This is a genomic window from Hymenobacter negativus (assembly GCF_017571495.1).
Classification (GTDB): Bacteria; Bacteroidota; Bacteroidia; order Cytophagales; family Hymenobacteraceae; genus Hymenobacter; species Hymenobacter negativus.
Genome location: NZ_JAGETZ010000021.1, coordinates 70,564 through 97,139, shown reverse-complemented (window position 1 = coordinate 97,139; position 26,576 = coordinate 70,564). Strand labels below are relative to the sequence as shown.

Genomic DNA, 26,576 nt, shown 5'->3' with positions numbered 1-26,576 from the left:
GGCGGGGACAAGCCCCGCCCCTACAAAGGTGCCGGTTAACTACTCAATCAAAAACAGCGGCTGGTCGTATTCTACCGGCGTAGCATTCTCCACCAGTGCCTTCACGATGCGGCCGCTTTCTTCGGCTTCAATCTCATTGAACAGCTTCATGGCCTCGATAATACAGATAACCTGGCCCTTTTCAACCATATCGCCCACCTGCACGAAAGCCGGCGCGTCGGGCCCGCTGCTGCGGTAGAAAGTGCCAATCATCGGAGCTTTCAGCGCCTTATTGCTGGCTGCCGAAGCTTCGGCGGCCGGCGCAACTGTCGGAGCCGTATGGGCAGGAGCAGCGGCGGCTACCGGTGCAGCTGCCGGGGCTGCTGGTGCAGCCGCGCTGAATACATGCTTGGTGTTGGGGTCACGCTGCACCGAGATTTTAAATTCTTCGGTTTCAATATTGACCTTGTTGAGGCCCGACTTGGCGATAAAATCGAGCAGCTCCTGGAGTTCTTTGGCTTTCATGGCAGCGTCCTTTTTGGGCGAGTTTGACATATATGTGGCTATTAGCTGTTGGCTGCTAGCTTCTAATTGACCGTCAGCGAATAGCTAACAGCTGTAAGCTAGCAGCTAATTGATGCTTTATTTCACGCGCTCAACGTAGCTATAGTCGCTGGTTTTAATGCGGATTTTGGTGTCCACATCAATGAACAGCGGCACCTGGATGCGGGCGCCCGTTTCCACCGTGGCGGGTTTCAGCGTATTGGTGGCAGTGTCGCCGCGCAAGCCGGGCTCGGTGTACGTCACCACCAGGTCCACGGTAGTGGGCAGTTCGGCAGTCAGGGGCTGCTCGGTTTCGGCATGCATGAGGATGGTCACTTCCTGGCCTTCCTTCATAATGTCGGCGAAGGGCACCATCGCCTCGGGCAGTACTACCTGCTCGAAGGTCGAATTGTCCATGAAATTGTAGCCGTAGTCGTCTTTGTAGAGGAACTGGTGAGGACGCTGCTCCACGCGAGCCGTTTCCACTTTCACACCCGCGTTGAAGGTGTTATCGATGGTACGGCCGGTTTTGATGTTGCGCATTTTGGTGCGCACAAAAGCGGGGCCTTTACCGGGCTTCACATGCTGAAACTCGGTGATGACGTGCAGCTCGTTGTTGTAGTTGAGAACGAGGCCGTTGCGGAAGTCGGCGGTTGATGCCATGAGGGAATTTTGAGTTTTAAGAGTTGAGGGTTGAATTATTGATTGCTGCCAGCAGATAGCCGCGCGTGGAAAATCCACTCAAAACTCAACACTCAAAGTTTAACATTTAGCGAAGCGACCCATCATACGCCCATTTCAGGTAGATGGAGCCCCAGGTGAAACCACCACCGAAAGCTGCCAGCACCAAGTTGTCGCCGCGGCGCAGCTGGCCTTCATAGTCGGCAAGGCACAGCGGGATGGTGGCGCTGGTGGTATTGCCATAGCGGTCAATGTTCAGCATCACTTTCTCCGGGCCCACGCCCATGCGGTTGGCGGTAGCGTCAATAATGCGCTTGTTGGCCTGGTGGGGCACCAGCCAAGCCACGTCGTCGTTGTTCAGGTGGTTGCGCTCCATCACTTGGGCGGCTACATCAGCCATGCTCTTCACGGCAAACTTGAATACCGTAGCGCCTTCCTGGTAGATGTAGTGCTCCTTGCGGTCGATGGTTTCGTACGTAGGCGGGCGGCGGCTGCCCCCGGCCTTCTGGTGCAGATAAGGCTCGCCGCTGCCATCGGTACGCAGCACCATATCCAGCACGCCGAAGCCGTCGGTGCTGGGTTCGAGTAGCACCGCCGCGGCGCCATCACCAAAAAGAATGCAGTTGGCGCGGTCTGTGTAATCCACGATGGCCGACATCTTATCGGCCCCCACAATAATCACCTTCTTGTAGGTGCCCGCCTGGATGAACTGCGCACCCGTAGCCAGCGCATACAGGAAGCTGGAGCAGGCCGCGTTCATGTCGTAGCTAAACGCATTGATGGCGCCCACGCCATTGGAAATAATGTTGCCGGTAGCCGGAAACAACATGTCGGGCGTCACAGTAGCACAGATAATCAGCTCAATATCTTTGGCATCAGTCCCGGTTTTATCCAGCAGGTTCTGCACCGCTTTGATGCCCATTACGGACGAGCCCTGGTCTTCACCTTTCAAAATGCGCCGCTCCCGGATACCGGTTCGGGACATAATCCACTCATCGGTGGTGTCTACTAGCTTTTCAAGCTCGGCATTAGTTAGTACGTATTCGGGCACATAGGCACCCACGCCGGTGATGGCAGCAGTAATCTTCATACGGGCAAAAGTAGGCGGGGCAGGCGAGAAATGGGAATTAGCACCGCAAATGACCCAAAGCAGGGCATCGTAGGCACCGGAAAATGAGCAGGCCAGCGTCTAAAAAAAATCCGGCCGGAGCCGGAAGTTTTCCGCCGCCGCTAGCAGCGTTTACGACTTAAAAGTAGCCTTTATTTGGTCAACAATACCGGAATCGGCCATGTTGTAGCCCTGGACCAGCATATTGCCGATGGCACGCGGAGTGCTGCGGCCGTGTCCGATAATGGCATTGTCGTTGATGCCCAGGATGGGCGAGCCGCCCACTGCCTCGTAGTTGAACTTGTCGAAGAACGGGTCGTGAATGGATTTTTCTTCCATCACATCGTAAATCGATTCAGCCATTTTCAGGATGACGTTGCCCGTGAAGCCGTCGCATACAATCACGTCGGCTTTATCATTAAACAGGTCGCGCCCTTCGATATTACCTACGAACTTAATGTGTGGGTTGACCTTCAGCAGCTGGTGCGCCGCTTGCGTGATGGGCGTGCCCTTGCCTTCTTCTTCCCCCAGATTCATTAGCCCTACCTGTGGGTTGGCAATGCCGAGCACGTGTTGCGCATACAGCGAACCCAGCTCGCCGAACTGCTCCAGCATCTCGGGCTTGCATTCAGCGTTGGCACCTACGTCGAGTAGGATACCGAAATTACTGCCCATCTTAGGCAGGAAGTTGGCAATAGCCGGGCGCATCACACCGGGCACAGCTTTCACCGTAAACATGGCGCCCACCAGCATGGCCCCGGTGTTGCCAGCCGAGCAAAACGCATCAACCTCACCGGCCAGCAGCATTTTGTAGCCCACAGCAATGCTCGAATCCGGCTTTTGCTGAAAGGCTTTAGCGGGGTGTTCGCCCATGTCGATAATCTGCGACGCAGGAACAAATTCGAGGGCCGCGCCGGCTGCACCAGCTGCTTGCAACAAGGGGCGCACGGCGTCTTCCAGGCCAATGAGGACGATGGTGGCCCGGCCAGCTAGTTGTTCAGCGGCTAGCAGGGCACCCGCCACGGCGGCTTGGGGGGCGAAATCGCCGCCCATTGCGTCGAGGGCTATTTTCATGAACGAGGTGTTTGGGAAGTCAGGAGAGAGTGTAGGAACCACAAGTCCGGCCCCGCTGGCTTAAAAAAGGAGCGAAGCCGGACCGTGTGGTACCGCGAAGTAACAACCTGACGCGCTATTCGTCGTCACCAGCCGCATCAGCGGCGGGCGCAGCACTCACTTTTGAGTAGTTTTTGATAGCCAGCTGGCCATTGTGATACAGGTCGCCGTCCACCACGTAGGCTTTGTGACGGAGGTGCAGCTCGCCCGTGTTGGGGCAGAGAGTCACCGCCTTAGGGGTCAGTTTGTAGTGGGTACGACGCTTGTCGCGGACGGCGGAAGAGGTGCGGCGCTTAGGATGAGCCATGGTTACGGTAAATTATGAGTTTTGAATTTTGAGTAATGAGTGGGGGAGCGACTCGGGGCGCTGACGGATTAATTCAGGTTGCGAAGCGCTGCCCAACGGGGGTCGGCTGGCTCGTCGTCATCGGGGGCATCATCGGCAGGACGGGTGCTGAAGATGAGCTTGGTGGGAGCATCAGGGTTGTCGTCGTCCTCATTCTGGAAGCGCGGGTGCAGCTTCTTCATGGGCAGGGCCAGGCCGATGTAGTCGTAGAGGTGCTGCGCCAGGGGCAAGTTCTGGGTCTCAGGCGTGATTTGCAGCACGTTGTCGTCCAGCTCCTTATTCTCGTCTCCAAAGCGCACCAGCAGTTGTTCTTCGATGTCAAGCGGCTGGTCGAACTCGTCGAGGCTGCGGTCGCAAATCAGGCGGACGGTGCCGGTGATGTGGAAGTTCAGGGTGAGCAGGCGCTCGGTTTTCAGCAACTCCACGTCGGCGTGGAGCTGGCCTTGTTCCACCAATGGTTGGTCGAACAAGGCAAAGAACTCGGGCCCCAGTTCAAACTCAAAATGGTGCGTTTTCAGCGCCAGCTTAGCTAGGTTGAGGTCGTATTTGCTTTCTTTTTTCACGGTCGGCTGGATAGCAGGGGGCAAAAGTAGTGAAATTTCGGCTTTTTGCCAAAAACAGTGGCCAACTTTCTCTGCGATAAGGCTCTCTAATAATTGTTCTAAACGCTATCGAGCCGAGCGCGGCTGCGCATTTTTCCAACGTTGTTTCCACACCTCACAAGCCAGGTAAACGGCTGCCCGAAACGACGATTCATCGGCCCGGTACTGGCCGGCGATGCCGTAGGCCGTGCCATGGTCGGGCGAGGTGCGCACCACTGGCAGGCCCGCTGTGAAGTTCACCCCCCGCTCGAAGGCCATGAGTTTAAATGGAATCAGACCCTGGTCGTGGTAAAGCGCCAGGGTGGCGTCGAACTGCCGAAACTGCTGGGTGCCGAAGTAGCCGTCGGCCGGGAAGGGGCCCAATACGAGGTGGCCGTCCTGCACGAACTGCTGGATAACGGGTGAAACCAGGTCGCCTTCCTCACTGCCCAGCAGGCCGTTTTCGCCGGCGTGGGGATTGAGGCCCAGCACGGCAATGCGCGGTTTCAGAATACCGAAATCCTGCTTCAGCGACTTGAGGAGAAGCGTAATTTTAGTGCGGAGCAACTCCCGCGTGAGGCGTGCGGGCACATCCTTTAGCGGTACATGGCCGGTGACGGTGGCAATGCGCAGCCCGGCATCCTCATCTACCAGAAACATTAGGCTCTCGGGGGCCTCGAAGAAGCTGGTGAGAAACTCGGTGTGGCCAGGGTAGCGGAAGTTGTCGGCCTGGGTATTGTCCTTGCTGATGGGCGCCGTGACGATGGCATCGAGCTTGCCGGCTTTGAGGTCGCGGGCGGCGCAGAGCAGGCTTTCGCGGGCGGCTGCGCCGGTGGCGGGGGAGGGCTGGCCGGGGGCTAGGGTAAAATCCTCCTCCCAGCAGGTTACGGCATTCAGGCGGCCAGGAGCAATGTCGGCCGCGTCGCGCAATTGGCGGAAGGTGAGGTGCTCGGCGTCGGGTGGCGTCGGGAAGTCATCGAATAGTGCGGTGGCGGTGCCGTAAACTACTGGCGTACAAATTTTCAGTAGGCGCTCATCGAGCAGGGTTTTATAAATGACTTCGGGGCCGATACCGGCGAGGTCGCCTACGGAAAAACCGAGTCGGGGGAGTTGGTGGGGCATTGTTATAGTTAAGAAACAGTCATGCTGAGCGGCGCGCAGCAAAGTCGAAGCATCTCTACCTCAATACTATATTCACTACTGATGGCAACGAAGTGGTAGAGATGCTCCGACTCCGCTACGCTCCGCACAGCATGACGTTCTTGAATTTACTAGGAAAGTTGTTTGGTCAGAAACTCATACAGCAGGCGCACGCCGGTGCCGGTTCCGCCTTTGCCACGGTAGCTTTCGGGGGCCGTGAGGAAGGCGGGACCGGCAATGTCGAGGTGAATCCAGGGGTAGCCGGTGGCGAAACGCTCCAGGAATTTACCAGCCGAGATGTGGCCGGCTTCGCCTTTGCCGAGGTTGTTGAGGTCGGCAATGTCGGACTTGATGTGCTCGGCGTACTCGTCCCAGAGCGGAAATTCTACGAGGCGCTCGTGCACAGCGTAGCCGGCTTTAGAGAGTTTCTGGAAGGTTTCCGGGGTGGCGGTGCCCATCGAGGCGCTGGCTTCGGTGCTGAGGGCACGCACGGCAGCACCGGTGAGGGTGGCGAGGTCGATAACCAGCTCAGGGTCGTACTTTTTGGCGAAGCTTAGTGCATCGGCCAAGAGCAGGCGACCTTCGGCGTCGGTGTTGCGCACTTCCACCGTTAGGCCGCTGTGCATGGTGAGGACATCGCCGGGGGCGAAGGCGAGGCCGCCGGGACGGTTGTCGGTGGCTGGCACGAGGCCGATGACGTGCAGCGGAACGTTGTTTTTGGCCAGCGCGAAGAGGGTGCCGGCTACGGCCGCGCCGCCGGCCATGTCGCACTTCATCATGTCCATGCTGTTGGGCGTGGGCTTGAGGCTGAGGCCGCCGGTATCAAACACTACCCCTTTGCCGACGAGGACATAAGGCTTCTCGTTTTTGGGATTGGCGGGCTTGTATTCGAGGATGCTGAAGGTGGGCGGCTCGGGCGAGCCGAGGTTGACGGCGAGCAGGCCGCCCATGCGTAGGGCTTCGATTTTGGCCAGGTCGAGGATGTCGGTTGTATAGCCGGCCTGGTCGCCAGCTTCGGCCATACGCTCAGCAAACTGCACGGCATTGAGCTTGTTAAGCGGGGCGTTTACCAAGTCGCGGGCCAGAAATACGCCTTCCAGCAGACCTTCGAGCTCCGTAATTTGGGCCACGGTAGCGCCTTTGCCTACTATGTAAACGTTGGTGAGCGAGGCGGCTTTGCGCGATTTCTCGTCGGTTTTGTAGCCTTCGAATTGGTAGGCGCTCAGGGCCAGCCCTTCGGTGAGGAGCAGGGTGGCATCAGGCATCGCGCTTTCATTCTGAATGAAAACGTCGCTCACTTTCTCGGCTTTCAGCAGGCCGTGCAGGGTATGGCCGCTACGGCGTAAGGCTTCGGCTACCTGCCCGGGCGTGGGCTTATCGGCCAGCACCACGAAGTAGTGGTGGTGGCTGAAGTGATTGAGGTGCACGAGCTTCTGGTCATCGGCCAGTGCGGACTCAACATAGTGTCGGGCGGCGGGCGTAAGGTCGCCGGCGGTAGCATCGGACAGGACGGTAGTACCGTGGGGCAGGATGAAAACCTGCGTGGACTGGGCCGGCGCGGCGGCCGCGTGAGCAAGAGCTAAAGACATGAGCGGGGATGAAGGCCGTAGATTTGAGGCCGCAAGGTAGAGGTGAGGTGATGAAATGGCGAGATGGTGAGTTTCCGGCTCCCCCGGCAAGGCCCTTTCATCAAGCTCACCACCTCACCATTTTATCACCTCACCGTACTGCTTGTGAATACTGTTCGCCCCAAAAAACACCTCGGCCAGCACTTTTTGGCCGACCCCAATATTGCCCGCAACATCGTAGGCGCCCTGCAACTGCCCGATGGCGTGCGCCAGGTGTTGGAAATCGGGCCGGGCATGGGCGTGCTCACGCAGTATTTGCTGCAAAACCCCGCGTATGAAACCAGCGTGGTGGAGATTGATACCGAGTCGGTAGCCTACCTGAAGGTGCATTACCCGGCGCTGGCCGACCGGATTTATGCCACCGATTTTCTGAAGCAGAACCTGGGCGTGATGTTTCCGGACCAGCCGCTGGCCATCATCGGCAACTTCCCCTACAACATCAGCAGCCAGATATTTTTTGCCGTGCTCAACAACCGGCAGCAGGTGCGCGAGGTGGTGGGCATGATTCAGAAAGAGGTGGCCCAGCGCCTGGCCGAGCCACCCGGCTCGAAAACCTACGGCATCCTGAGCGTGCTGCTTCAGGCCTTTTATACCATTGACTACCTGTTTACCGTGCCGCCGCACGTGTTTGTGCCGCCACCCAAGGTGGAGTCGGCCGTGGTACGCCTCACGCGCAATAGCACCCTGCAGCTGGACTGCGACGAGAAGCTGTTTTTCCGGGTGGTGAAGCAGGCCTTCCAGACGCGCCGCAAGACGCTGCGCAATGCTCTGAGGCCGTTTGGCATGCCCGCTGAGGCTACCACGGATGCCATTTTTGAAAAGCGCGCCGAGCAATTGGGCGTGGCCGAATTCGTGAAGCTGACGCGGCACGTGGGGCAGCACATGGCGGGTGGCAGCGCCAGCCTGCCGGATTTGGACGTGAGCGACATTGCCGAATAATTCAGCTTCTGAACAGTGAACACCTGCCTGATAATTGACGAAATGCACCCCTCGCTGCACGCCATGCTGGAACGCATCGGTGTAGTAGGCGACTATCAACCTACTCTTACTGCTGCCGAAGTACCCGCCGCACTGGCCGCCCAGCCCTACGAGGGCCTGATGGTGCGGAGCAAGCTGCGCGTGACGGCCGAACTGCTGGCCCAAGGCCCGCAATTACGCTACGTGGCCCGGGCCGGGGCCGGCGTCGACAACATTGACGAGGCCGCGATGGCGGCGGCCGGCGTCACGCTGCTCAATGCGCCGGAGGGCAACCGCGACGCGGTGGGGGAGTTTGCCGTGGGGCTGCTGCTGGCGCTGTTCCGCAACATTGTGCGGGCCGACGGCGAGGTACGTGAGGGCCAGTGGAAACGCGAGGCTAACCGCGGCGAAGAAATTGGGGGCAAGACCGTTGGGCTGCTGGGCTACGGGCACATGGGCCGGGCCTTTGCGCGGCGGTTGAGTGCCTTTGGCTGCACGGTGCTGGCGCACGACAGTGACCCGGCCGTATCGGCTGACGGCAACGCCAAGCTGGTGTCGCTGGCCGAATTGCAGGCCCGCGCCCAAGTGCTGAGCCTGCATATCCCGTATTCGGCCGCCAACCATCATTTCGTGAATGAGGCAGTGCTGGCGGGCTTTGCCCAACCGATTTGGGTGCTGAACACGGCCCGGGGCGAGGTGCTCAACCATACGGCGCTGGTGGCGAGCCTACGTAGCGACCATGTGCGCGGCGCGGCCCTCGATGTGCTCGACAATGAGAAATTGACGACCCTGACACCCGCCCAGCAGGCCAACTTCGATTTCCTGAAAGCGGCGCCCAACGTGGTGCTCACGCCGCACGTGGGCGGCTGGACGCACCAGAGTTACGTACGCATCAACGAAGTGCTGGCGGAGAAGATTCGGGCGTTTCGGGCCGGGGAGTTGAGCGGAATAGCGGGGAGCTAATTCGTTTTGCGTATCTTTGTAGCGAACCTAAGAAGGGAGAACGGTTGGCAGTGCCAGCCGTTCTCCTTGCTTTTTAGCCAAACCGTCAAGCATCTACTTTTATGGCCAGCACCATCAATTATTACACCGCCGAAGGCCTGCAAAAACTGAAGGACGAGCTCCAGGACCTCAAAATCCGGGGCCGGGCCAAAGCCGCCGAAGACCTGCGCGAAGCCCGCGACAAGGGCGACCTGAGCGAGAACGCCGAATACGACGCCGCCAAGGATGCACAGGGACTGCTCGAGTTGAAAATTTCCAAGCTCGAAGAGGTGATGGGCAATGCCCGCCTCATCGATGAAACCAATATGGACTTCAGCAAGGTCCTCATCATGAGCAAGGTGAAGCTGAAGAACCTGAAAAACAACATGGTGCTGAACTACACCCTGGTGGCCGAGGAGGAAGCCAACTTGGCCGCCGGTAAAATCTCGGTGAAATCGCCGATTGGCAAAGGCCTGCTGGGCAAATCGGCCGGCGATATGGCCGAAATCACAGTGCCCGCTGGCAAGCTGCAGTTCGAGATTCTGGAGATTTCGCGCTAGCTATTTGGTGCTTGGTGCTTAGTTGTTGGTGCCTGGCATTTTGCCTGAAGGGCAGTTCCGAAAGGGGCTGCCCTTTTTTGTGCTGCTTTCCGCGAAAGGCCGTTATTTGTGTCGCATGAAACCATGCACCAAGCACTAACATCCAAGCACCAACTCCCATGCCTTCGATTTTCTCGCGCATTGTTTCCGGCGAGCTGCCGGCCTATAAAGTGGCCGAAGACGGCCGCCACCTGGCATTTCTCGACATCACGCCGCTGGTGGAAGGCCACGTGCTGGTGATTCCCAAGAAGGAAATAGACTACATTTTCGACCTGCCGGCCGATGAACTGGCTGCGTTGCACGTGTTTGCGCAGCGTGTGGCCAAAGGTGTGAAAGCCGCCGTGCCATGCAAGCGCATCGGGGTGGCTGTCATTGGGCTAGAGGTGCCGCACGCGCATATTCACTTGCTGCCGTTGCAAACGGTGCAGGACATCAATTTCGCCAACCCCAAAATAAAAGTGCCCGAGGCGCGGATGCAGGAGCTGGCCGCTGCCATTGCTGCCAAAGTGGACGGCGGCAGCGGGCTGAGCGAAACCAAAGCCGGCGCGAAACCCGCCGCCTCTGGTGCTGCCGTGCCGCCGGAATTGAAGAAACAGGTAGAAGGCCTGCACTTCCTGAGCGAGTCGGATGCACCGCTGGAAGCTGTGGCCTACGCCGCACCGGGCGGCGAGCTAAGCAACGCCGCGCTGCTCAAGCTGCTGGGCGAGCCAGCCGATGCCAACGTGGAAACCGTGGAGCTGACCCAGTTCCTGCGCAACCACACCGCCGATGATGGCGTGCTTGGCGACGTGGCGCTCTCAAACCGCTACAAGGCCCTGCAAATGTTTATGAAGCAGGAGTTGGACGGCGTGCAGGTGTACCGCGTGGGCAAGGGCCCGCAAATCCACGCCTACGCCCTGGGCCGGATGCTGGACGGTACCCTGGCCGGCTTCAAAACGGTGCTGACGGAAACCTGAGCGCGCTAAACTTTTAGGGCAAGCTGCAACAGTGGCGGTAAAAGCGTGTCCGTAGGGGCATTCTTTTACCGCCATTTTACTTTCCGGATTCATGTATCGTGCGCTACTCATAAGCTGCTTTTTACTGCTCAGTACCTGGGCCTGGGCCCTCAAACCCAGCCGCGAGTGGGTAGCCACGCCCGATTCGCTGGGCCTGCGCTACCAGAGCACGTCCCTCACCACTCCCGACCAGGCCCAACTGGCCGGCTGGATAGTGGAGCCCGCCGCCAATGTGCCCGACCAGCACACCACCATGGTGATGGCCTACGGCGACATGAATAACATGTCGTATTTCATTTACCAGGCGCAGGCGCTGAGCAAAGGCGGCTACCGCGTATATATGTTCGACTACCGGGGATTTGGACACAGCAGCGACTTTGCCATCGACCGGCAGTGGCTTTATTACTCCGAATTCACAACTGACCTGCGCACGGTGCTGGCCGACGCCCGGCACCGCTATCCGGGCAGTCGCACGGGCATTATCGGCTTCTCGATGGGCACCATTATGGGCTCGGAGGTGGCGGCTTCGGGCAAGTGCGATTTCCTGGTTGCCGAAGGCTACGTGGCTAATCCGCAGCAGCTGGTGGCTACGCAATTCCAGCGCTTCCAGAAAACGGTGACGCTGCCCGCCGAAGCGGCCGACTACGCGCTGGTAGCACGCCGCGTGAATTGCCCCTGGCTGCTGGTGGGTGGCACATCCGACAAAAACACGCCCCTGGCTGATTCAGTGGTAGTGGCGCGGCAAGCCCGGCGACGCCAGCGGCGGCAGGTGCTTTGCTTCGAGGGCGGGCACCAGGAAGGCTTTTTCCGACTTAGTGAGGCCGAGTACGGCGACAAGTACGTGCGGGAGGTGAGCCACTTTTTGGCTAATAAACGCAGTTAGATTAGCTGGTTCAGGTGCCTTTCAGCCCAGCCCAATGAGCAGGAAAACGCCGCTTAGGTAGCTCCAGAGGCCGGTAAAAACGATGTGCACGAACGTCTCGAAGCGCTTGCCCCGCCACAGCTCGGTGGAGTAGCCAAAGAACTGGATGAGCAGGCGGGCCAGCCAGAAGATGCCGCAGCCCAGCGCTACGCGGCGGCCCAGGGCCGTGCCCACCAGTTCGGGCGCCGAGCTGAGGCAGAGCGCCCCCATGAGCAGCACCACGAAGGCCACGAAAAAGGTGTGCACGTACATCATCTGCCGGTTGATGAGGCTGACCACGGCAAATTCCTGACGCCAGTTGAAGTAGCGGGCAAACGCCCCGTGGAGCACCGCCAGAATGACCAGCAGAAAACCGATAAGCCTAAGCTGCGTGACCATCCGGGCGTATAAAAAACGTGGTAATGAGGGGCGTCGTCTTCACTTCCCGCTCCACGCGCAGCCCGGCGGCCCGGAAGGTGGCCAGCCAGGTGCGGCGCGAATGAAAATGCAGGAAGCCAATGGTGTAAGTCAGAAAATTGGCCGGGTCGCGCAGGTGCTCGGTTACGACCAGCGTGCCATCCGAAGCCAGCACCCGTTTCAGCTCCCGGAAAAAGGCGGCCCGTTCGGCCGCGTCGCGGATTTCGTGGGCTGCCAGAAAGGCTACGGCCAACTGGATGCTGCCAGCCGGCAGCGGCAAGGTGCTGCGGGTATCCACCGCCAGGGTGCCGGGAAAGGCCGGGTAGGCCCGGCGCGCCCGCTGAATGGACACCTCGGTGTGGCGGGCTGGGTCGTAGAAATCGACCGCCAGCAGGTGGGCCGGCGCGTACCGATGCGCCAGCGGCGCACTGATTTCGTCGAAGCCCGCGCTCAGGGTGAGGATGGACGCTTGGGGCGGCATGGTGGCGGGCAGCCAATCCAGGCGGTACAGGCCAGCAAAGTCGTAGACGTAAGCTGTGGCCGCCAGCGAGACCAGCATGGGGAGTAGCGTGAGGGCCAGCAATAGCAGGGCGTAGGGGCGCGCTGCCGGTGGGCCCGCCGCAGCCACACCGGCCAGCAGCAGCCCAGCCGCCAGGGCCCCGGCGTAGAAGTGCCAGTTGAACCGGACCACGTTCCACAAGCCTTGCAGCGGGGTTCTTAGTGGTGCCATTGCTCGGTGCGTCCTTTCTTCCAAGAATAGGGGATGTCTTGTACCATGAAGGCATTGGCCAGTTGCAATTGGCTAAAACCGAGCTGCTCGAAGAAGCCGACGTGGTAGCTGGCCACTGCTACCGGCTGGGGCTGCCAGTGTTCGCGCATGCCTTCCACAATGAGCACCTGTCCCGCCTCGGCATCGACGGAAAACGTGAAGGGAAGCGGCCCGGCAAAGCGGCGGGCCTCGGCCCAGGTGGCGAAGGGGGAGCCCGCCGGCAAGGCTACTTCGGCCGTCGGTGGGGCCAGCTCGACGTGAAAATTGCCCTGGCGCGACGCGATGCGGCGGGCGCCGTTGGCTTCGTGCTGCGCGATGTCGATGGTGTGGTAGCGGTAGTGGGTGAAGGCGTTGCCCAGGGCTGTCATGCGGCGCTGGTCGGTTTCAGAACGCAGGATGTAGAGGCCGCGTAGGCGCTTGCCCGCCGGGGAATGGTAGCGCACGAAGGCCCGGTAGCCGAGCAGGAAAAAGTCCTGCCCCAGCCAGGTCGGAAAGCCTTTGGGCCGCAGGTGTCGCGTTTGCACCAGCGCCACGGCCACAAACCCCCAGTCATCAGAAAAAGTATCGGGCACCAGAGGGGCGGGCAGCCGGGCCGCCAGCTCAGCCCGGGGTACTGCAAACGTGAGAACCAACGAATGCTCAAAAAAGGCTTCGACGGCGAAAGGATGGGTTTTAAGCCAGGCGAGCATGGGCCATGATTTAGCGGGCCGAAAGCCGGTTCGGCCGCAGGCTGTGGAAGTAGATGAGCACGCAGAACAGCACCGCAAAAAGGGCATTGGCACGGCCCCACAGCAATAAATCGGGGGCAAGCACGGCTTCAAGCGTATTCATGGAAAGGATGAGCCCAATTTGGACCAGCGCGCACCAGCGGCTCCGGATTTCGCTGGCTACCCACAGCGCAATGCCGATTTCGCCCAGCCCGATGAGCCGCGTGAGCACGCCCGCGTGCGCCGGCCCCAATATGCGGGCCACAATGGCTTCGTGGCGCGGTACCAAATGCAGCACCTTGCAAAGCAGGCCATTGGCGAGCCACACAAGGGCAATGAGGTAGCGAAGAAGCTGGTGCATGAGCAGTAGCGCGAACTTTTAGGCCGTGCGTAAGCAGAGGTGGTGGATTCGCAAACGAAAAGTTCGCACTACAGTTACTGAGCCTGTCCGCTATCCACCAGCTTTTGCAGGCGGGCCTGGACGGGGCGGGGCAGGGCGCTGAGCAGGTCCAGGCCGGTGGCGGCTTCGATTTTATCAACCGAAGTCAGGTATTTTTTCCAGTCCGGGTCGATGGTGTTGTTGTCGTTGGGCGTGTCGATGGCCAGCACGCGCACGCTGGGGTCGGTGGCGAGGCGCTGGAGGTCGTTGGTGCCGTCGGGCAGTAGCACCATGACTTTCCAGATGCGGGCCGGCACCGTTACGCGGCCTTGGTCGAGAGTGGTGGCGAAGCCGTTGGCGCCGGTGCCGCCCCGGCCGTAGCTGCCCATGATGACGTAGATTTCCTGGCCGCGCTGGACCTGACTGCGGCCGTATTCTTCGAGGTGGGCCCAGGTTTGCTGGTTGTTTTTGGGGGCCTGGGGCACCATGTTGGTCATCAGGAAGGTGTTGGCGTTGGCGTCGAGGTCGGAGGTACGGTCGCCGCTGGGGCAGTTGTGGCCTTTGTCGAAGCCGGAGCGGGCGTAGCTGGCGGGGGTCACCTGGTAGAACTGCCGGGGCAGGGCCGCATCGGGGCGGAAGTTGTTCTGGCGCGGGGCCTGGCCCAGGTCGGCTTTGTCGATGTGCCAGCTCACCCAGTTCGGAATGCCGCGCGTGGCGCTGTAACCGATGCTGAATTCGGGGTGAACGAGCAGGTAGTTGCCGGTATTGGCCGGGTCGGAGGTTGCGCCGCTGGGGTTGCCCAAGGCCATGTTGGCATCGTTGGGGTCCTGCGCCATGCCCGTTCCAGTGCCTGTAGCAGGCTGTTGGGAACGTGTAGTTTGCGCTGGCTGCGGCTGGTTGCGGTTCTCGAAGTAGCCGCCCGTTACGCCGGTATTGGTGGTTTTGGCAGCGCCAGCGGCGGTTTCCAATACAATGTCGTCGATGTCGAGCCGGTTTTTCGGGCCGCTGGTTTTTCGGATTTCCAGCCGTAGCGGCTCATTGGCTACGCCGGCAAAAACGTGCGGCGTCAATTGGGGCCCGCTGGTGGTGATGGGCGCGCCCGTGCGGGCGTAGGTGCGGCCGCCGTCGCGGCTCAGCCACAGCTCCCAGGTGCTGGGCCCGTCGGTGCCATAGGCCGCGGCCGAAATGGTGATGCGCCGCACGCCCGCTGCCGCGTCGAAACGCATGGCAATGCGGCCCAGGTTGCGCAGGCGCGCCGCGTGCTCCCCGTTCTTATGGTCCTGCGGACTGCTGCCGATGAGGGCATCCTGAAAGTGCCAGGCCCCGGTGGCCAGGGGCTCATCGGCTTCTTCGTAAGCGCCTTTCGAGCCAGTCTCGAAGGTTTCGGGGAAGGGGCTGCTGGCCGGTTGCTGCGAGGCAGTAGCCCGGGCTGCCGGCGGCGTTTGGGTTTCGGTAGGCTGTTGGGAGCAGGCGAGTAGGGCGAAAGCCGCAGCAAGCGGGAGGTAAGCGGAAGCGTGCATAGGGGCGAAGATATGCGGCTGGGAACGTGCCCCAAACGAAATCGCGTTGCAAAAGCCCAGCGGGTGCTTAGTTTAGCCCGTATAACGCCATTCACAACCCTTCATCTTGTTTCTGTCATGGAAGAAAATCAATTAACACCGCGCCAGCAGCCGGTGTACATCTCGGCTGAAGAAGCGGCCGAGGTTCAATCCCGCTTTTTTGCCCAGGTATACGGCTGGATGGCGGCTGGTCTGGGCCTGACGGCCGGCATCGCCATGTTTGCCTCCACTTCGGCCGAACTGATACACTTTGTGTTCGGCACGCCCTTCGTCTTTTTCGGGTTGATTATCGCCGAGCTGGTTATCGTCGGCTTCCTCTCGGCCCGCGTGTTCGACTGGAGCCTGGGCAAAGTGCAGAGCGCTTTCGTCGGCTACGCCGTGCTGAATGGCATCACCCTGAGCTGCGTGTTCCTGGCCTATACGTCGGCATCCATCGCGTCCACGTTTTTTGTTACGGCCGGCACATTCGGCGTCATGAGCCTTTTTGGCTACTTCACCAAAGCCGACCTCTCGGGCTGGGGCAAGCTGCTGAGCATGGCCGTTATCGGTCTGTTGCTGGCCATGGTGGTGAATATCTTCCTGAATAACTCAATTCTGGAAACCGTCACGTCCTTTATCGGCGTGCTCATCTTTGTGGCCCTCACTGCCTACGATACGCAGAAGCTGAAGCAAATGGCTTTGCTGGGTGTGACCGAAGGCGAGGAAATGAGCAATAAAGCCTCCATCATGGGTGCGCTCATCTTGTACCTCGATTTCGTGAACCTGTTCCTGTTCCTGCTGCGTCTGTTCGGCCGCCGGCGGTAGAGCGCTGCATATTGCATAGCAACAAAAAGCCCCGCTGGAATCTCCAGCGGGGCTTTTTGTTAATTGGTTTTGTCAGTCATCCTGAGCGGAGCATGCGGTTCTATAGTACCACCGAAGACTTCAGCATCGGGAAGTTGCGCTGGTGCCAATAGGGGTAGATGGGCGGCGTGGCGCTGGCTGCGTCGAGGCGGGCAACCTGCTCGGGCGTGAGGTTCCAGCCCACGGCGCCGAGGTTCTGGCGCAACTGCTCCTCGTTGCGCGCTCCGAAAACGAGGCTGGTAACGGTGGGGCGCTGCAACAGCCAGTTCAGCGCTACCTGGGGCACTGTTTTCTCGGTTTCGGCGGCTAGTTGGTCCAGCACATCCACGATGCCGTAGAGGAATTCGTCGGGCACATCGGGGCCCTGGCCGCCGCCTTGCTGCTGGCGGCTGTCGGGCGGGGCGGGCTGGCTGCGCCGGTAGCGGCCCCCGAGCCGGCCCCCGGCCAGCGGGCTCCAGATGATGGCACCCACGCCCTGGTCCTGGCCCAGCGGCATCAGCTCCCACTCGTACTCACGGTTGATGAGCGAATAATACACCTGGTGGCCCACGTAGCGCGCCCAGCCGTGCCGCTCCGACACGGACAATGACTTCATCAGGTGCCAGCCCGAGAAGTTGGAGCAGGCAATGTAGCGCACCTTGCCGCTGCTCACCAGGTCATCGAGTGCCCGCAGGGCTTCCTCAACCGGCGTGCGGGCATCGAAGCCGTGGAGGTGGTAGATGTCGATGTGGTCGGTGCCGAGGCGGCGCAGGCTGTCGTCGCAGGCCTTGAGCAGGTGCTGGCGTGACGACCCGAAGTCGTTCGGCCCATCGCTCATGGGGAAGGTGGCTTTGGTCGAAATCAGGACCTCATTGCGGCGGCCTTCCAAAGCTTTGCCGAGAATTTCTTCGGCCACGCCGCGCGAGTACACGTTGGCGGTGTCGAAGAGGTTGACGCCGGCTTCCAGGCAGATGTCGACGAGGCGGCGGGCTTCGGCCACATCGGTATTGCCCCAGGCTTTGAAGAATTCGTTGCCGCCCCCAAAAGTGGCCGTGCCAAAGCTGAGAACGGGGATTTGGAGGCCGGAAGCACCCAGTTGTCTGTATTCCATAGGTGGTGGATTGGGGAAAATAGTTGGGTAGGAACCGCGCCGTTAGGGGAATGTTGGGGCGGCAGCAGCGCGAAACTTTAGTTCGCATCCCCCAACGGAAACCTGCACAATGCCAGCGTGGCTTTGACGGCGCAGGGACGCGAACTAAACGTTCGCGCTACTTTATGAGCTGCACGAGAGCGTAGCACAACCCGGCATGTCCCAGGCCCAATCGGGGCGCTTAGCCGCGAATTCCTCGTGCTCAGGCTGCTCATCGTAGGGCGTTTTCAGCACCTGAAACAAGCGGTTTAGGTAGCTCAAATCGCCTTTCTCAGCCCCCTCGATGGCATTTTGAGCCAGGTAATTTCGCAGCACGTACTTCGGGTTGGCGGCCAGCATGCCCTGCCGGATGGCGTCCGGCCCGGCGGTTTCCTCTCGGAGGCGGTCCAGGTAGCGGGGCAGCCAGTTAAGTAAGGGCCCGTAGGCTGGATTAGGCAAGGGCGTGTAGGCCGCGGCCACCAGCAGCTCCTGGAACCGGGCTTCCTGGGTGGCTTCCGCATCGGGCGCAGCCAGCAGAGCCGGGGCAACGTGCGAGAGCTGACGGAAGAAAATAGTCATGTCGGCCCCGGCTTCGGTTAGGGCATCGAGCAGGTCGTTGAGCAAGTCCTGGTCGGCGGCGAGGTTGCGCGGGGTGAGGCCAAGCTTACGCAGCGTCATGTCGTAGCGGGTGGCGGCCAGGGTTTGGGTGTACTCGTCGAAGCCGGCGCGCAGGTCGTTGGGCTGGGGGATGAGGGGCGAGAGGGCTTCGGCCAAGCGCGCCAGGTTCCAGAGCGCAATTTGCGGCTGCTGCCCGAAGGCATACCGGCGGTGGCCGAAGTCAGTGGTGTTGGGCGTCCAGTCGGGGTCGTAGGGCTCCAGCCAGCCGTACGGACCGTAGTCAATGGTGAGGCCGAGGATGGACATGTTGTCGGTGTTCATCACGCCGTGCACGAAGCCCACGGCCATCCAGTGGGCCACCATCACGGCCGTGCGGCGGCATACTTCCTCGTACCAGCGCAGGTACACGTCCGGCGAGGGCTCGCCCAGCTCCGGGTAGTGGTGGCGGATGGTGTAGTCGGCCAGGGCGCGCAGGTTGTCCAGCTCATTGGTGGCGGCCATCATCTGAAAATTACCGAAGCGGATGAAGCTCGGCGCTGCTCGCGCCACAATAGCACCGGGCTCGGGCCGCTGGTTGCCATTATAAAACATGTCGCGCACCACCGCGTCGCCGGTTGCCACCAGGCTGAGGGCCCGCGTGGTGGGCACGCCCAGGTAGTGCATGGCCTCGCTGCACAAGAATTCGCGCAGCGACGAGCGCAGCACCGCCCGCCCATCGGCGCGGCGGGAGTAGGGCGTGGGGCCGGCCCCCTTCAACTGCAATTCCCAGGTGCGGCCGTCCGGGGCAGTTATTTCGCCCAGCGACATGGCCCGGCCATCGCCCAGCTGCCCGGCCCAGTTGCCGAACTGGTGGCCGGCATAGCGCGCCGCAAAGGGCTTCATGCTGCCCAGTACGAGGTTGCCGGCGAGGGTATCCACGGCGGGGCCACGCTCGGGTGGGTGGGCCAGGCCGAGGGTGGCGGCCAACTCGTCGGACCAGGCCAGCAGGTGCGGGTCGGCTACGGGCGTGGGGGCCACGCGGGAGTAGGCATAGCCCGGCACCTGACGCGAGCCCCGGTTGGGGTTGGTTTCGCCGCGCAGCTCGTCGGCGAAGGAATTGGTGAACGTGATTTCTTCTAAGGGGAGGGTGGCCATCGGGAGGGCAAATTGATTAGCTACTGGGAAACGCGAATCAGACCGGGGAGTTTGGAGGAGCTTATGTTTAAGATGACTGTTTCAGCTGATGGCGCGGGCCTGTGGCCCGTGCCGGCTATGTTAGCAGGCCTCTGGCCTGCGTCCGTTGAACGACAGCTAAACACATCGTTTGGATGGGGGCAGGCCAGAGGCCTGCTAAGCAGTCGGCACGGGCCGCAGGCCCGCGCCATCGCGCCTAAAAAAAAAGGGCCGCAACATGGTTGCGGCCCTTTTTAATCTTCCAGAATCGACCAAACTACACCTGCCGGTCGCCGCCGGTCATAGCCAGCATCCAGCCGGGGTATTCGGCGTTGAGCTTGCTTACCTCGTCCAGCTGCTTCAGCTCCTCGGGGGTAAACTGCACGTCGACGGCTTTGAGGTTGTCTTCGAGCTGCTCCATTTTCTTAGCCCCGATGATGACCGTGCTCACCACTTGCTGGTGCAGCAGCCAAGCCAGCGCCAGCGTGGCCACGGTGCTGCCTTTGGCCTCGGCCATCGGCTTGAGTTGGTCGATGATGTCGAATGCCAGCTCTTTATTGACGGGCGGAAAGTCAAAGCCGCCGCTGCGGCGGCCCTCGCCTTGCTGATTTTCGCGGGTGTACTTGCCGCTGAGGAAGCCACCGGCCAGAGGACTCCACACCATCAGGCCCAGCTGCTGGTCTTGAAGCAGGGGCACCAGCTCACGCTCCAGGTCGCGGCCCGCAATGGTATAGTAGGCTTGCAGCGACTGGTAGCGCTCCAGGTGCTGGCGCTCCGAAACGCCCAGCGCCTTCATCAGCTGCCAGGCGGCCACGTTGCTGGCCCCGATGTAGCGCACTTTGCCCTGGCGAACCAGGTCATCGAGGGCGCGCAGGGTCTCCTCAAAGGGTGTGAGCGGGTCGTAGGAGTGGGTTTGGTAAAGGTCGATGTAATCGGTTTTGAGGCGCTTGAGGCTGCCTTCGACCTGGGCCATGATGTGCTGGCGGGTGAGGCCTGCGTCGTTGGGCCCGTCGCCCATTTTGCCCCGCACTTTGGTGGCCAGAATGAGCGAATCGCGCCGCAAACCCAGGTTGTGGATGGCCTGGCCGGTGATTTCTTCCGACTGGCCTTCGGTGTAAATGTTGGCCGTGTCGATGAAGTTCACGCCCGCTTCCACGGCGCGCTTTAGCAGGGCATCGGCCCCGGCCTGGTCTACGCCGTTGATAGCGGCGAAGCGCCCGCCCACGCTGCCAAAGGTCATGGTGCCGAGGCAGAGCTCCGAAACTTTAAGGCCGGTCCGGCCCAGGAGGTTATATTTCATAAGGTGTCTGGAAAGGATGGTTTGTGCAGGCAAAACCGCGCCATCCGGGGATTGTTGAGCGATTTGTAGCGCGAGCTTTTAGTTCGCGTCCCCGCGCCGTCCGGGTAGCGTTCAGGGACGCGAACCAAAAGCTCGCGCTACCCCCGCTGACTGTTTAACGCCTGAAACAGGCCATCCAATTCGGCACGGCTGGCCTGGCTGGCTTTGGCCGAGAAGCCGTAGGCAATTTCCTGGTGCCCGGCGGCCAGCTGCTGCATCACGTCGTCGGCGTATTCAGCCAGCGGCACCCCGAAGGAATGGTCGGTGCCGCCCAGGTTGGTATGCACGGCTGGCGGAATCACCTCAATCACCTGCACCGAGGTGTCGGCCAGCTGCCAGCGGAGCGACTGCGTGAAGGAGTGCATGGCCGCCTTCGTCGCGCTATAGACGGGCACCCGCGCCAGCGCCACAAAGCCTAGCCCCGACGATACGTTGATGATGGCGGCTGCCGCCTGCTGCTGCAAATGCTGGCCAAACAGCGCCGTGAGGTGCATGGGCGCCTCCACGTTAATGGCAATTTCATTGGCCCGAACGGCCCAGGCCTCGGTGTTTTCCGTGAGCTTCACCTCGCGCTGAATGCCGGCGTTATTGAACAGCACGTTGAGCTGTGGGGCTTCGGCAATAGCCCACTCGAAGAGGCGCTGGCGCTCGGCGGGCTGGGCCACGTCGCACACAAAGGTGAGCAGGCCAGGCAGGCGCTCGGCAGCGGTTTGGAGCTTGGCCGCGTCGCGGCCACATATCAAAACTGTGTTGCCGGCGGCGTGGAAGCGCTCGGCGAGGGCCAGGCCGATGCCAGAGCCACCGCCAGTGAGAAGGATGGTATTTTGCTGAATATTCATGGCTTTATGAGGTTGAAAGAGTACCTCACAAAGGTCTGATGCAAGCCGCACGGGATAGTTGCGCCGGCCAATCCGTTTGTTGCGAAAATCAAATCAACCCTCCATCAGGCCCGGAAAGCGGCTGGTGAGAAGGAAGTGTGGCGCTTGAAAAAGTTGGAGAAGTGGGCTACTTCGGCAAAGCCGAGGCTGTGGGAGATTTCGGAAACGTTCCAGTTGGTTTGCTTGAGCAGGAGCTTAGCTTCTTGAATAACGCGGCTGCCGATGAGCTCGGTAGTGGTGCGGCCGGTGTTCTCCTTGAGCACCTTGTTGAGGTGGTTGACGTGGACGGCCAGCCGGTCGGCGTATTCTTTGGCGGTGCGCAGCTGAAGCTTTTGCTGCGGGGTTTCGATGGGAAACTGCCGCTCCAGCAGCTCACCAAACAGGGAGGTGACCCGGGCTGCCGCGCTATGCGCCGGGTAGAGCGCGGTGGCCGGCTGAAGCTTCTGCCCGGCGTGGATGAGCTCTAGCACGTAGTTGCGAATCAGGTCGTATTTGAAGGCGTAATTGGAGCTGATTTCGCGGGTCATCTTCTTGAAAATGCCATCTAGTTCCGCATATTCCTCATCGGATATCTCGAAGATGGGGAAGCCCCCGGCTTTAAAAATCGGCAGCTCATCCAGCACCACTCCGCTCTTCGCCGGCAGCAAAAATTCGTCGGTGAAAATGCAGAAGTGGCCCGCCTGCGTGGGCGATTGGGGCAGGTAGTGGTAGGGGATTTTGGGCGAGGCAAACAACAGGGCGTTGCGCTCGATGCTGATGACTTTGTCGGCGTACTCGAACCGCTTGTGCCCGCGGCTCAGGCTGATTTTATAGTAGGCGCGCCGGTCGTAAGGCATCGGGATTTTTTCCCGGCCCTTCGGTACCAAGTCGGCGATGTTGAAGATGTTGAAGTGGCCAATCTCGCGCTGGATGTCGGGCGGAAGCAGCGTGCTCAGCTCCACCTCGGTTGAAGTGGCAAAATGCTGATAGAATTCGTCGAGCGAGAGGGCTTTCATCGGCAGGGGTGGTTGCGAAATTCAAAGGTAAGGCGTCGTCTCTTCATCCAGTTACCCCGCTACTACTTACTGGGCCGCTGCTGCCATTAGCTGTCCCACTTGAGCGGCTTCGGATGCCAGGGCGGCTTGGCGCAGCCGCATCAAGGCCTGCGCCGTGCTTCCACTGCGTTGCAGCTCAGCCTTTGCTTCGGATTCGAAGTAGGCCAGCCATGATGGGAGTGGGGCTCCACCCGGGACCAGTACTGCCGTGAGAGTGGGCATGGCCGCCAGCCGGCGGCGGGCCCAGGCCGCCCGCTCGGGCAAGCCCGCCAACTCAAAGGCCAACTGGTCGGCCCGCAGTTGGCAGCGTTGCTGGTGCCGCCGCAACTCCCCCACATCCAGCGCTTCCGGAATCGGTTCAAGGTCGGTCTGGTGCTGGGCAAGGGTGAGCGCGGCCTGCGGGAGCGATGCTCCCAGCGGCAGGCCCCGCACGCCCCGCTCCACCTGCGATACCATCATTTTGCTCAGGCCCAGGCAGTGGCCCAGTCCAGTTTGGCTCAAGCCGAACCACGCGCGAAGCCGGGGCAGCAGCCTGAGAGAAGTTAGGGAGGCACGGGAGGGCATAATTAGTAGGGCAGCAATTTGCTTTACGTTTCTGAAGAACGTGAAAAAGGTAAAGCAAATTGCGGCCGGGTTTTGCTTTACCTTATTTGCGCTGCTCAAAATGGTAAAGCAGAATTCGGCAGAGAAGACGAGCTTTTCGAATAAGCTCTCCACTTGCGGCCTGCTCAATCGCTGGGACGGCGGGTTCGGCGACGTTTTTGGGTACGCTCCCGGTCGGTACTACCTGCCAGTGGGCGGCTGCCCATTATTGCCCTGCGACCCGCTGACCGGGCGTATCCGCGCGGCCGGTGCAACTGGTGCTGGTTGGGCTCTACCTCTTGTGCCTGCAAATCTGGGCCAGCCCGTTCAGGCAGTACGCGTGGTGGTGGAGCGGTAGGCGCGCCTTCCTCCAAAGCTTGCAAAGCCTGCTGCGTTGGGCAAGCCGGCACCGAACGGAATTGGGGTATTGCCCAGGCTTTTAACAATACCCATCTTTGCGTTATGCACACAACTCGACTACTCGCCTTTAGCCGTTTCATCGTTTTGCTCTTGGGATGGGTGAGCGCCGCGCTATCCAGCCGCGCCCAGACCCCGAACAACCTGCCCCCGCACTGGCAGTGGCAGAGCCCCCAGCCACAGGGCTTCGACCTGCTCGACCTGCAGGTGTTCAACGATACCACGGTGCTGGCGGTGGGCAACGGCGGTACGGTGGTGAAAACCGCCAACGCGGGCCGCACCTGGCAGGTGAACACGGCCGGCACCATCAATTACCTGGAAGCCGTTGGGTTCGGGACTGAGCAGGTGGGCTGGGCCGGCCATTACAGCGACCCCGCCGCCGTGCGCAAAACCCTGGACGGCGGCCTGACGTGGACCCTACAGAACCTGGGCACCACGCCCTACGCCGCCAGCATCCGGGCCATTCAGGCCCTGAGCGCCACGGAGTGCTACGTGCTGCATTACGTGGGCTTCACGGGCTCTACGGAGTTGAGCTACACCGCCGACGGCGGCCAAACCTGGACCCTGCGCAGCCGCCTGATTAGCGGCGACCCCAAACAAATGCAGTTTGTGTCGGCCACGGTGGGCTTTCTGACCGGTGGGCGGGGCGTCTTGCTAAAAACCACCGATGGGGGCCGCACCTGGCAGTCGGTGGCGCCGGTGGCCAGTCCCACCTATACGTCGCTGTCCTTCGTGGACGCCAACAATGGCTGGGTGCTGCGCAGCACCGGTCAGGTGTACCGCACCCAGAACGGGGGCCAGACCTGGCAGGCTCAGTCGGTGCCCATCCCAACGGGCCGCGTGGTGTTTGCCGACCTGCTGCACGGCATCGCCATTGGGTCGATTATTTACAGCACCAGCGACGGCGGCCAGACCTGGAGTTTTGCCTCGGTACCCAGCGTGTACACGGCCACGGCCATTCGGTTGCAGCCCTCCGGAGCCGGGTGGCTGGTGGGCCAAAAAGGCGAATGGTGGCGCACCGCCGACTACGGCGCCACCTGGCAGCCGGCCGACCGCCGCCCGGCCGGCAATGCCCAGCAAGCCCAGTTCTTAGACCCGACGCACGGCTGGGTAATTAAAGACCGAACCACGCTGGCCCGCACCGATGACCGGGGCACCACCTGGCAGGCCATCGACCTGAGCACCAAAACCCCCACGGCCCCGCTGGACTGGTCGCAAGGCCTCGTGCAGGCCATGCATTTCGTGGACCGCGATACGGGCTTTGTGGCCGTGCTGGACTACGGGCCGGGCAGCATCCCACGCCTGTTTAGCCTGGCCACCCACAACGGCGGCCAGACCTGGGCCGTGACCCAGCAGCCATCCCTGAACTTGTCCGCCGGCCAAGCATCTATTTATCTAGTGGGCGACCTGAAGTTTCAGTCAGCGCAACGCGGCCTGCTGGTGGGCCAGCGGGGCCTGCTGCGCCGTACCACCGACGGCGGCCAGACCTGGACCACTCCAGTAGTGCCCCCCAGCATCGGCCGGCGGCGCACACTGGGCACTGTGGCCTGGGTTGATGCCCAGACGGTGTACGTATTGGGCGACTCGCTCAGCCTGCTCCGTAGTATCGATGCCGGGGCCAGCTTCCAACTCATGCCGGGGCTTGCGGCGTTCAAAGCCAGCCTTTCCCAGCCGCGCGGCTGGGACTTCAATCGCCACGGCATTGCCTTCGTGACGCCCTCGGTCTGGGTGGCTGGGTTTGGTGATGAAATCGTGCGCACCACCGACGGCGGCGCCACCTGGGCCTTTGCCACGGTACCGCCCGACCAAAGCGTGGTGCGCAATAATTATCTTGGCTTTTCCTTCAGCAACGCCCGGGAAGGCTGGGCGCTGGGCTACGACAACATTGCCGCCACCACCGACGGCGGCCAGACTTGGACCCGCACCGCCATCTTTTCGCCCTACAGCTACGCCGTGAACAACGCCGGCGTGCGCCTCGACCGCTACAACGGCTGGGTGGCTTCCGGCAACGGCAACCTCATTCACTACTCCGAAAAATTCCTGACCACCGCCCCGCTGCCCCAAACCACGCTCTGCCTCGACGACGCCCTGAACGTAGCCTTCGCCCGCGAAGGCACTTTCGACGCCACTGAGCAGGCCGTGCGCGTGGAGCTGAGCAACGCCCGTGGCCGGTTTCGGCCGGGCGAAACCCACCTGCTGGGTCAGGGCAGCACTTCACCCGTCAGCGTGACGCTGCCGGCCGGCCTCGCGCCCAGTGCCTTGTACCGTATCCGCGTCATCCGGGCCGATAGCTCGGTGCTCGGCGCCGACAACGGCCAGGACCTGCGCCTGATTGCCCCGCCGCTGACTCCCGCGTTGGCCACGCTGCCCGGTTCGGTGCTGCAAGCCACGCTGCCGGCTGCCTCGCCCGCGGCCACAAGCTACGAGTGGGAGTTGGGTGGCACGCCCATAGCCGGTGCCACGGGCCCCCAACTCACAGCCCGGACCGCTGGCACCTACCGGGTGCGGGCCTGCTCGGCTACGTGCTGTGGGCCGTGGTCGGCGTCCAGTACGGTGGTGCTGAGTGTGACGGCCGCTACGGCGCAAGCGCTGCATCTGTACCCCAACCCGGCCCGTACCATGCTGTGGCTGGAACGGCCGGCGGGGGCAGCACCGGCTACTGTGCAGCTGCTCGACGTGACCGGGCGCGTGGTTTGGCGCGGCGCGGTGGGAGCAGGACCCGCTGCTGTACCTGTGCAACAGGTGCCGGCCGGACTCTACCTCTTACGCCTGCAAACCCCGACAGGGCCGCCCCAGGTGGTGCGCGTGGCAGTGGAGCACTAGCCGCATGCACTAAAGCGACTGTTGAAACTGCTTAGGAAGCAGGCTTCGTCGCTACGTAGTGTTATTACAGCGCGAGTGGTGACGAAAAATATGCCGACTCCACTCAAAACCTGGCTACCGCACGCCATGCGAGTGGCCATGCTGCCCCTGCGTGCCGCCGTTGCTGATGGCGTTGACCTCAGCCCCCTTGGGCATGCCTTTGGTATAATGGTCGGAGCGCCCGCTGTCGGCAGCGGTTTCTTCTCTGTGGCCGTGCGGATGCTTGGCGGGGTTCACGCCGTAGGTGGTGCCATCGGGCTTGTTGCCGCACCCGGCCAGCAGCGCCAGTAGTAGCAAGCGCGAGAAAAAGGTAGTGGACATAAGCCGTGGCCAGAAAGTGTGCTATCTGTACGGCGATGT

The 26,576-nt window shown here is 61.3% G+C and carries 28 protein-coding genes; 8 read left to right on the top strand and 20 right to left on the bottom strand.

What is annotated here, in order from left to right:
- Positions 1 to 39: 39 nt before the first annotated feature.
- From accB to J4E00_RS27615, 8 genes are all read right to left on the bottom strand, one after another.
- Entirely contained in the window at positions 40 to 504 is a 465-nt protein-coding gene (gene accB / locus J4E00_RS27650) for an acetyl-CoA carboxylase biotin carboxyl carrier protein (protein WP_208178598.1), read from the bottom strand.
- Between the two features lie 117 nt (positions 505 to 621).
- Positions 622 to 1,185, bottom strand: coding sequence for an elongation factor P (gene efp, locus J4E00_RS27645; protein WP_208178594.1), 564 nt, complete (start codon positions 1,183 to 1,185; stop codon positions 622 to 624).
- A gap of 106 nt (positions 1,186 to 1,291) precedes the next feature.
- Complete coding sequence (locus J4E00_RS27640; RefSeq protein WP_208178593.1) at positions 1,292 to 2,293, bottom strand: beta-ketoacyl-ACP synthase III; 1,002 nt, start codon at positions 2,291 to 2,293, stop codon at positions 1,292 to 1,294.
- Between the two features lie 150 nt (positions 2,294 to 2,443).
- Positions 2,444 to 3,385 (bottom strand): phosphate acyltransferase PlsX, encoded by a 942-nt coding sequence (plsX, locus tag J4E00_RS27635; protein ID WP_208178592.1) that lies wholly within the window; start codon positions 3,383 to 3,385, stop codon positions 2,444 to 2,446.
- Between the two features lie 115 nt (positions 3,386 to 3,500).
- Positions 3,501 to 3,731 (bottom strand): 50S ribosomal protein L32, encoded by a 231-nt coding sequence (gene rpmF, locus J4E00_RS27630; protein WP_208178591.1) that lies wholly within the window; start codon positions 3,729 to 3,731, stop codon positions 3,501 to 3,503.
- Between the two features lie 68 nt (positions 3,732 to 3,799).
- The gene (locus J4E00_RS27625; protein ID WP_208178590.1) at positions 3,800 to 4,333 is read right to left on the bottom strand and encodes a YceD family protein; all 534 of its coding nucleotides are present in this window, start codon (positions 4,331 to 4,333) and stop codon (positions 3,800 to 3,802) included.
- 105 nt (positions 4,334 to 4,438) lie between these two features.
- Complete coding sequence (pdxA, locus tag J4E00_RS27620) at positions 4,439 to 5,473, bottom strand: 4-hydroxythreonine-4-phosphate dehydrogenase PdxA (RefSeq protein ID WP_208178589.1); 1,035 nt, start codon at positions 5,471 to 5,473, stop codon at positions 4,439 to 4,441.
- Between the two features lie 149 nt (positions 5,474 to 5,622).
- Positions 5,623 to 7,080: a leucyl aminopeptidase family protein gene (locus J4E00_RS27615; RefSeq protein WP_208178588.1), complete on the bottom strand. Its 1,458-nt coding sequence runs from the start codon at positions 7,078 to 7,080 to the stop codon at positions 5,623 to 5,625.
- A gap of 144 nt (positions 7,081 to 7,224) precedes the next feature.
- Here J4E00_RS27615 and rsmA point away from each other — a divergent pair, with 144 nt between their 5' ends.
- The 5 genes from rsmA to J4E00_RS27590 all read left to right on the top strand — a co-directional run bounded on the left by rsmA (position 7,225) and on the right by J4E00_RS27590 (position 11,534).
- Complete coding sequence (gene rsmA, locus J4E00_RS27610; RefSeq protein ID WP_208178587.1) at positions 7,225 to 8,058, top strand: 16S rRNA (adenine(1518)-N(6)/adenine(1519)-N(6))-dimethyltransferase RsmA; 834 nt, start codon at positions 7,225 to 7,227, stop codon at positions 8,056 to 8,058.
- 15 nt (positions 8,059 to 8,073) lie between these two features.
- Positions 8,074 to 9,039: an NAD(P)-dependent oxidoreductase gene (locus J4E00_RS27605; RefSeq protein ID WP_317196684.1), complete on the top strand. Its 966-nt coding sequence runs from the start codon at positions 8,074 to 8,076 to the stop codon at positions 9,037 to 9,039.
- A 101-nt stretch (positions 9,040 to 9,140) separates the two neighbouring features.
- Positions 9,141 to 9,617: a transcription elongation factor GreA gene (gene greA / locus J4E00_RS27600; protein WP_208178586.1), complete on the top strand. Its 477-nt coding sequence runs from the start codon at positions 9,141 to 9,143 to the stop codon at positions 9,615 to 9,617.
- Between the two features lie 158 nt (positions 9,618 to 9,775).
- Positions 9,776 to 10,612: a nuclease A inhibitor family protein gene (locus J4E00_RS30145; RefSeq protein WP_208178585.1), complete on the top strand. Its 837-nt coding sequence runs from the start codon at positions 9,776 to 9,778 to the stop codon at positions 10,610 to 10,612.
- A gap of 91 nt (positions 10,613 to 10,703) precedes the next feature.
- Positions 10,704 to 11,534 (top strand): alpha/beta hydrolase, encoded by an 831-nt coding sequence (locus J4E00_RS27590; RefSeq protein ID WP_208178584.1) that lies wholly within the window; start codon positions 10,704 to 10,706, stop codon positions 11,532 to 11,534.
- 21 nt (positions 11,535 to 11,555) lie between these two features.
- Here J4E00_RS27590 and J4E00_RS27585 read toward each other — a convergent pair whose 3' ends face one another.
- The 5 genes from J4E00_RS27585 to J4E00_RS29735 all read right to left on the bottom strand — a co-directional run bounded on the left by J4E00_RS27585 (position 11,556) and on the right by J4E00_RS29735 (position 15,344).
- A complete protein-coding gene (locus tag J4E00_RS27585; protein ID WP_208178583.1) occupies positions 11,556 to 11,951 on the bottom strand; it encodes a hypothetical protein in 396 nt (131 codons plus the stop codon).
- Positions 11,935 to 12,699 carry a class I SAM-dependent methyltransferase gene (locus J4E00_RS27580; RefSeq protein WP_208178582.1) on the bottom strand — a complete coding sequence of 255 codons (765 nt, stop codon included), beginning with the start codon at positions 12,697 to 12,699 and terminating at the stop codon, positions 11,935 to 11,937. Before J4E00_RS27580 ends, J4E00_RS27585 begins: the two co-directional genes overlap by 17 nt.
- Positions 12,687 to 13,427, bottom strand: a complete 741-nt coding sequence (locus tag J4E00_RS27575; protein ID WP_208178581.1) for a DUF2071 domain-containing protein — start codon at positions 13,425 to 13,427, stop codon at positions 12,687 to 12,689. The genes J4E00_RS27580 and J4E00_RS27575 overlap by 13 nt, the downstream gene beginning before the upstream one ends.
- A 10-nt stretch (positions 13,428 to 13,437) precedes the next feature.
- A complete protein-coding gene (locus J4E00_RS27570; protein ID WP_208178580.1) occupies positions 13,438 to 13,806 on the bottom strand; it encodes a DoxX-like family protein in 369 nt (122 codons plus the stop codon).
- A gap of 74 nt (positions 13,807 to 13,880) precedes the next feature.
- Complete coding sequence (locus tag J4E00_RS29735; RefSeq protein ID WP_236050265.1) at positions 13,881 to 15,344, bottom strand: DNA/RNA non-specific endonuclease; 1,464 nt, start codon at positions 15,342 to 15,344, stop codon at positions 13,881 to 13,883.
- Between the two features lie 117 nt (positions 15,345 to 15,461).
- Between J4E00_RS29735 and J4E00_RS27560 the strand changes: the two genes are divergently transcribed.
- Positions 15,462 to 16,187, top strand: a complete 726-nt coding sequence (locus J4E00_RS27560; protein WP_208178579.1) for a Bax inhibitor-1 family protein — start codon at positions 15,462 to 15,464, stop codon at positions 16,185 to 16,187.
- A 100-nt stretch (positions 16,188 to 16,287) separates the two neighbouring features.
- On the opposite strand, the gene J4E00_RS27555 is transcribed toward J4E00_RS27560, so the two are convergent.
- The 6 genes from J4E00_RS27555 to J4E00_RS27530 all read right to left on the bottom strand — a co-directional run bounded on the left by J4E00_RS27555 (position 16,288) and on the right by J4E00_RS27530 (position 22,856).
- Complete coding sequence (locus J4E00_RS27555) at positions 16,288 to 17,316, bottom strand: aldo/keto reductase (protein ID WP_208178578.1); 1,029 nt, start codon at positions 17,314 to 17,316, stop codon at positions 16,288 to 16,290.
- Between the two features lie 162 nt (positions 17,317 to 17,478).
- On the bottom strand, positions 17,479 to 19,086 hold the full coding sequence (locus tag J4E00_RS27550) for a protein adenylyltransferase SelO (protein ID WP_208178577.1): 1,608 nt from the start codon (positions 19,084 to 19,086) through the stop codon (positions 17,479 to 17,481).
- A gap of 295 nt (positions 19,087 to 19,381) precedes the next feature.
- A complete protein-coding gene (locus J4E00_RS27545) occupies positions 19,382 to 20,404 on the bottom strand; it encodes an aldo/keto reductase (RefSeq protein WP_208178576.1) in 1,023 nt (340 codons plus the stop codon).
- 137 nt (positions 20,405 to 20,541) lie between these two features.
- On the bottom strand, positions 20,542 to 21,282 hold the full coding sequence (locus tag J4E00_RS27540) for an SDR family oxidoreductase (protein ID WP_208178575.1): 741 nt from the start codon (positions 21,280 to 21,282) through the stop codon (positions 20,542 to 20,544).
- Positions 21,283 to 21,386: 104 nt separating this feature from the next.
- The gene (locus J4E00_RS27535) at positions 21,387 to 22,316 is read right to left on the bottom strand and encodes a helix-turn-helix domain-containing protein (RefSeq protein WP_208178574.1); all 930 of its coding nucleotides are present in this window, start codon (positions 22,314 to 22,316) and stop codon (positions 21,387 to 21,389) included.
- A gap of 66 nt (positions 22,317 to 22,382) precedes the next feature.
- Positions 22,383 to 22,856, bottom strand: a complete 474-nt coding sequence (locus tag J4E00_RS27530) for a hypothetical protein (protein WP_208178573.1) — start codon at positions 22,854 to 22,856, stop codon at positions 22,383 to 22,385.
- Between the two features lie 163 nt (positions 22,857 to 23,019).
- Here J4E00_RS27530 and J4E00_RS27525 point away from each other — a divergent pair, with 163 nt between their 5' ends.
- Both J4E00_RS27525 and J4E00_RS27520 read left to right on the top strand, forming a co-directional pair.
- On the top strand, positions 23,020 to 23,295 hold the full coding sequence (locus J4E00_RS27525) for a hypothetical protein (protein WP_208178572.1): 276 nt from the start codon (positions 23,020 to 23,022) through the stop codon (positions 23,293 to 23,295).
- A 104-nt stretch (positions 23,296 to 23,399) separates the two neighbouring features.
- Complete coding sequence (locus J4E00_RS27520; RefSeq protein ID WP_208178571.1) at positions 23,400 to 26,177, top strand: YCF48-related protein; 2,778 nt, start codon at positions 23,400 to 23,402, stop codon at positions 26,175 to 26,177.
- Between the two features lie 114 nt (positions 26,178 to 26,291).
- On the opposite strand, the gene J4E00_RS27515 is transcribed toward J4E00_RS27520, so the two are convergent.
- Positions 26,292 to 26,537: a hypothetical protein gene (locus tag J4E00_RS27515; protein ID WP_208178570.1), complete on the bottom strand. Its 246-nt coding sequence runs from the start codon at positions 26,535 to 26,537 to the stop codon at positions 26,292 to 26,294.
- Positions 26,538 to 26,576 lie beyond the last annotated feature (39 nt).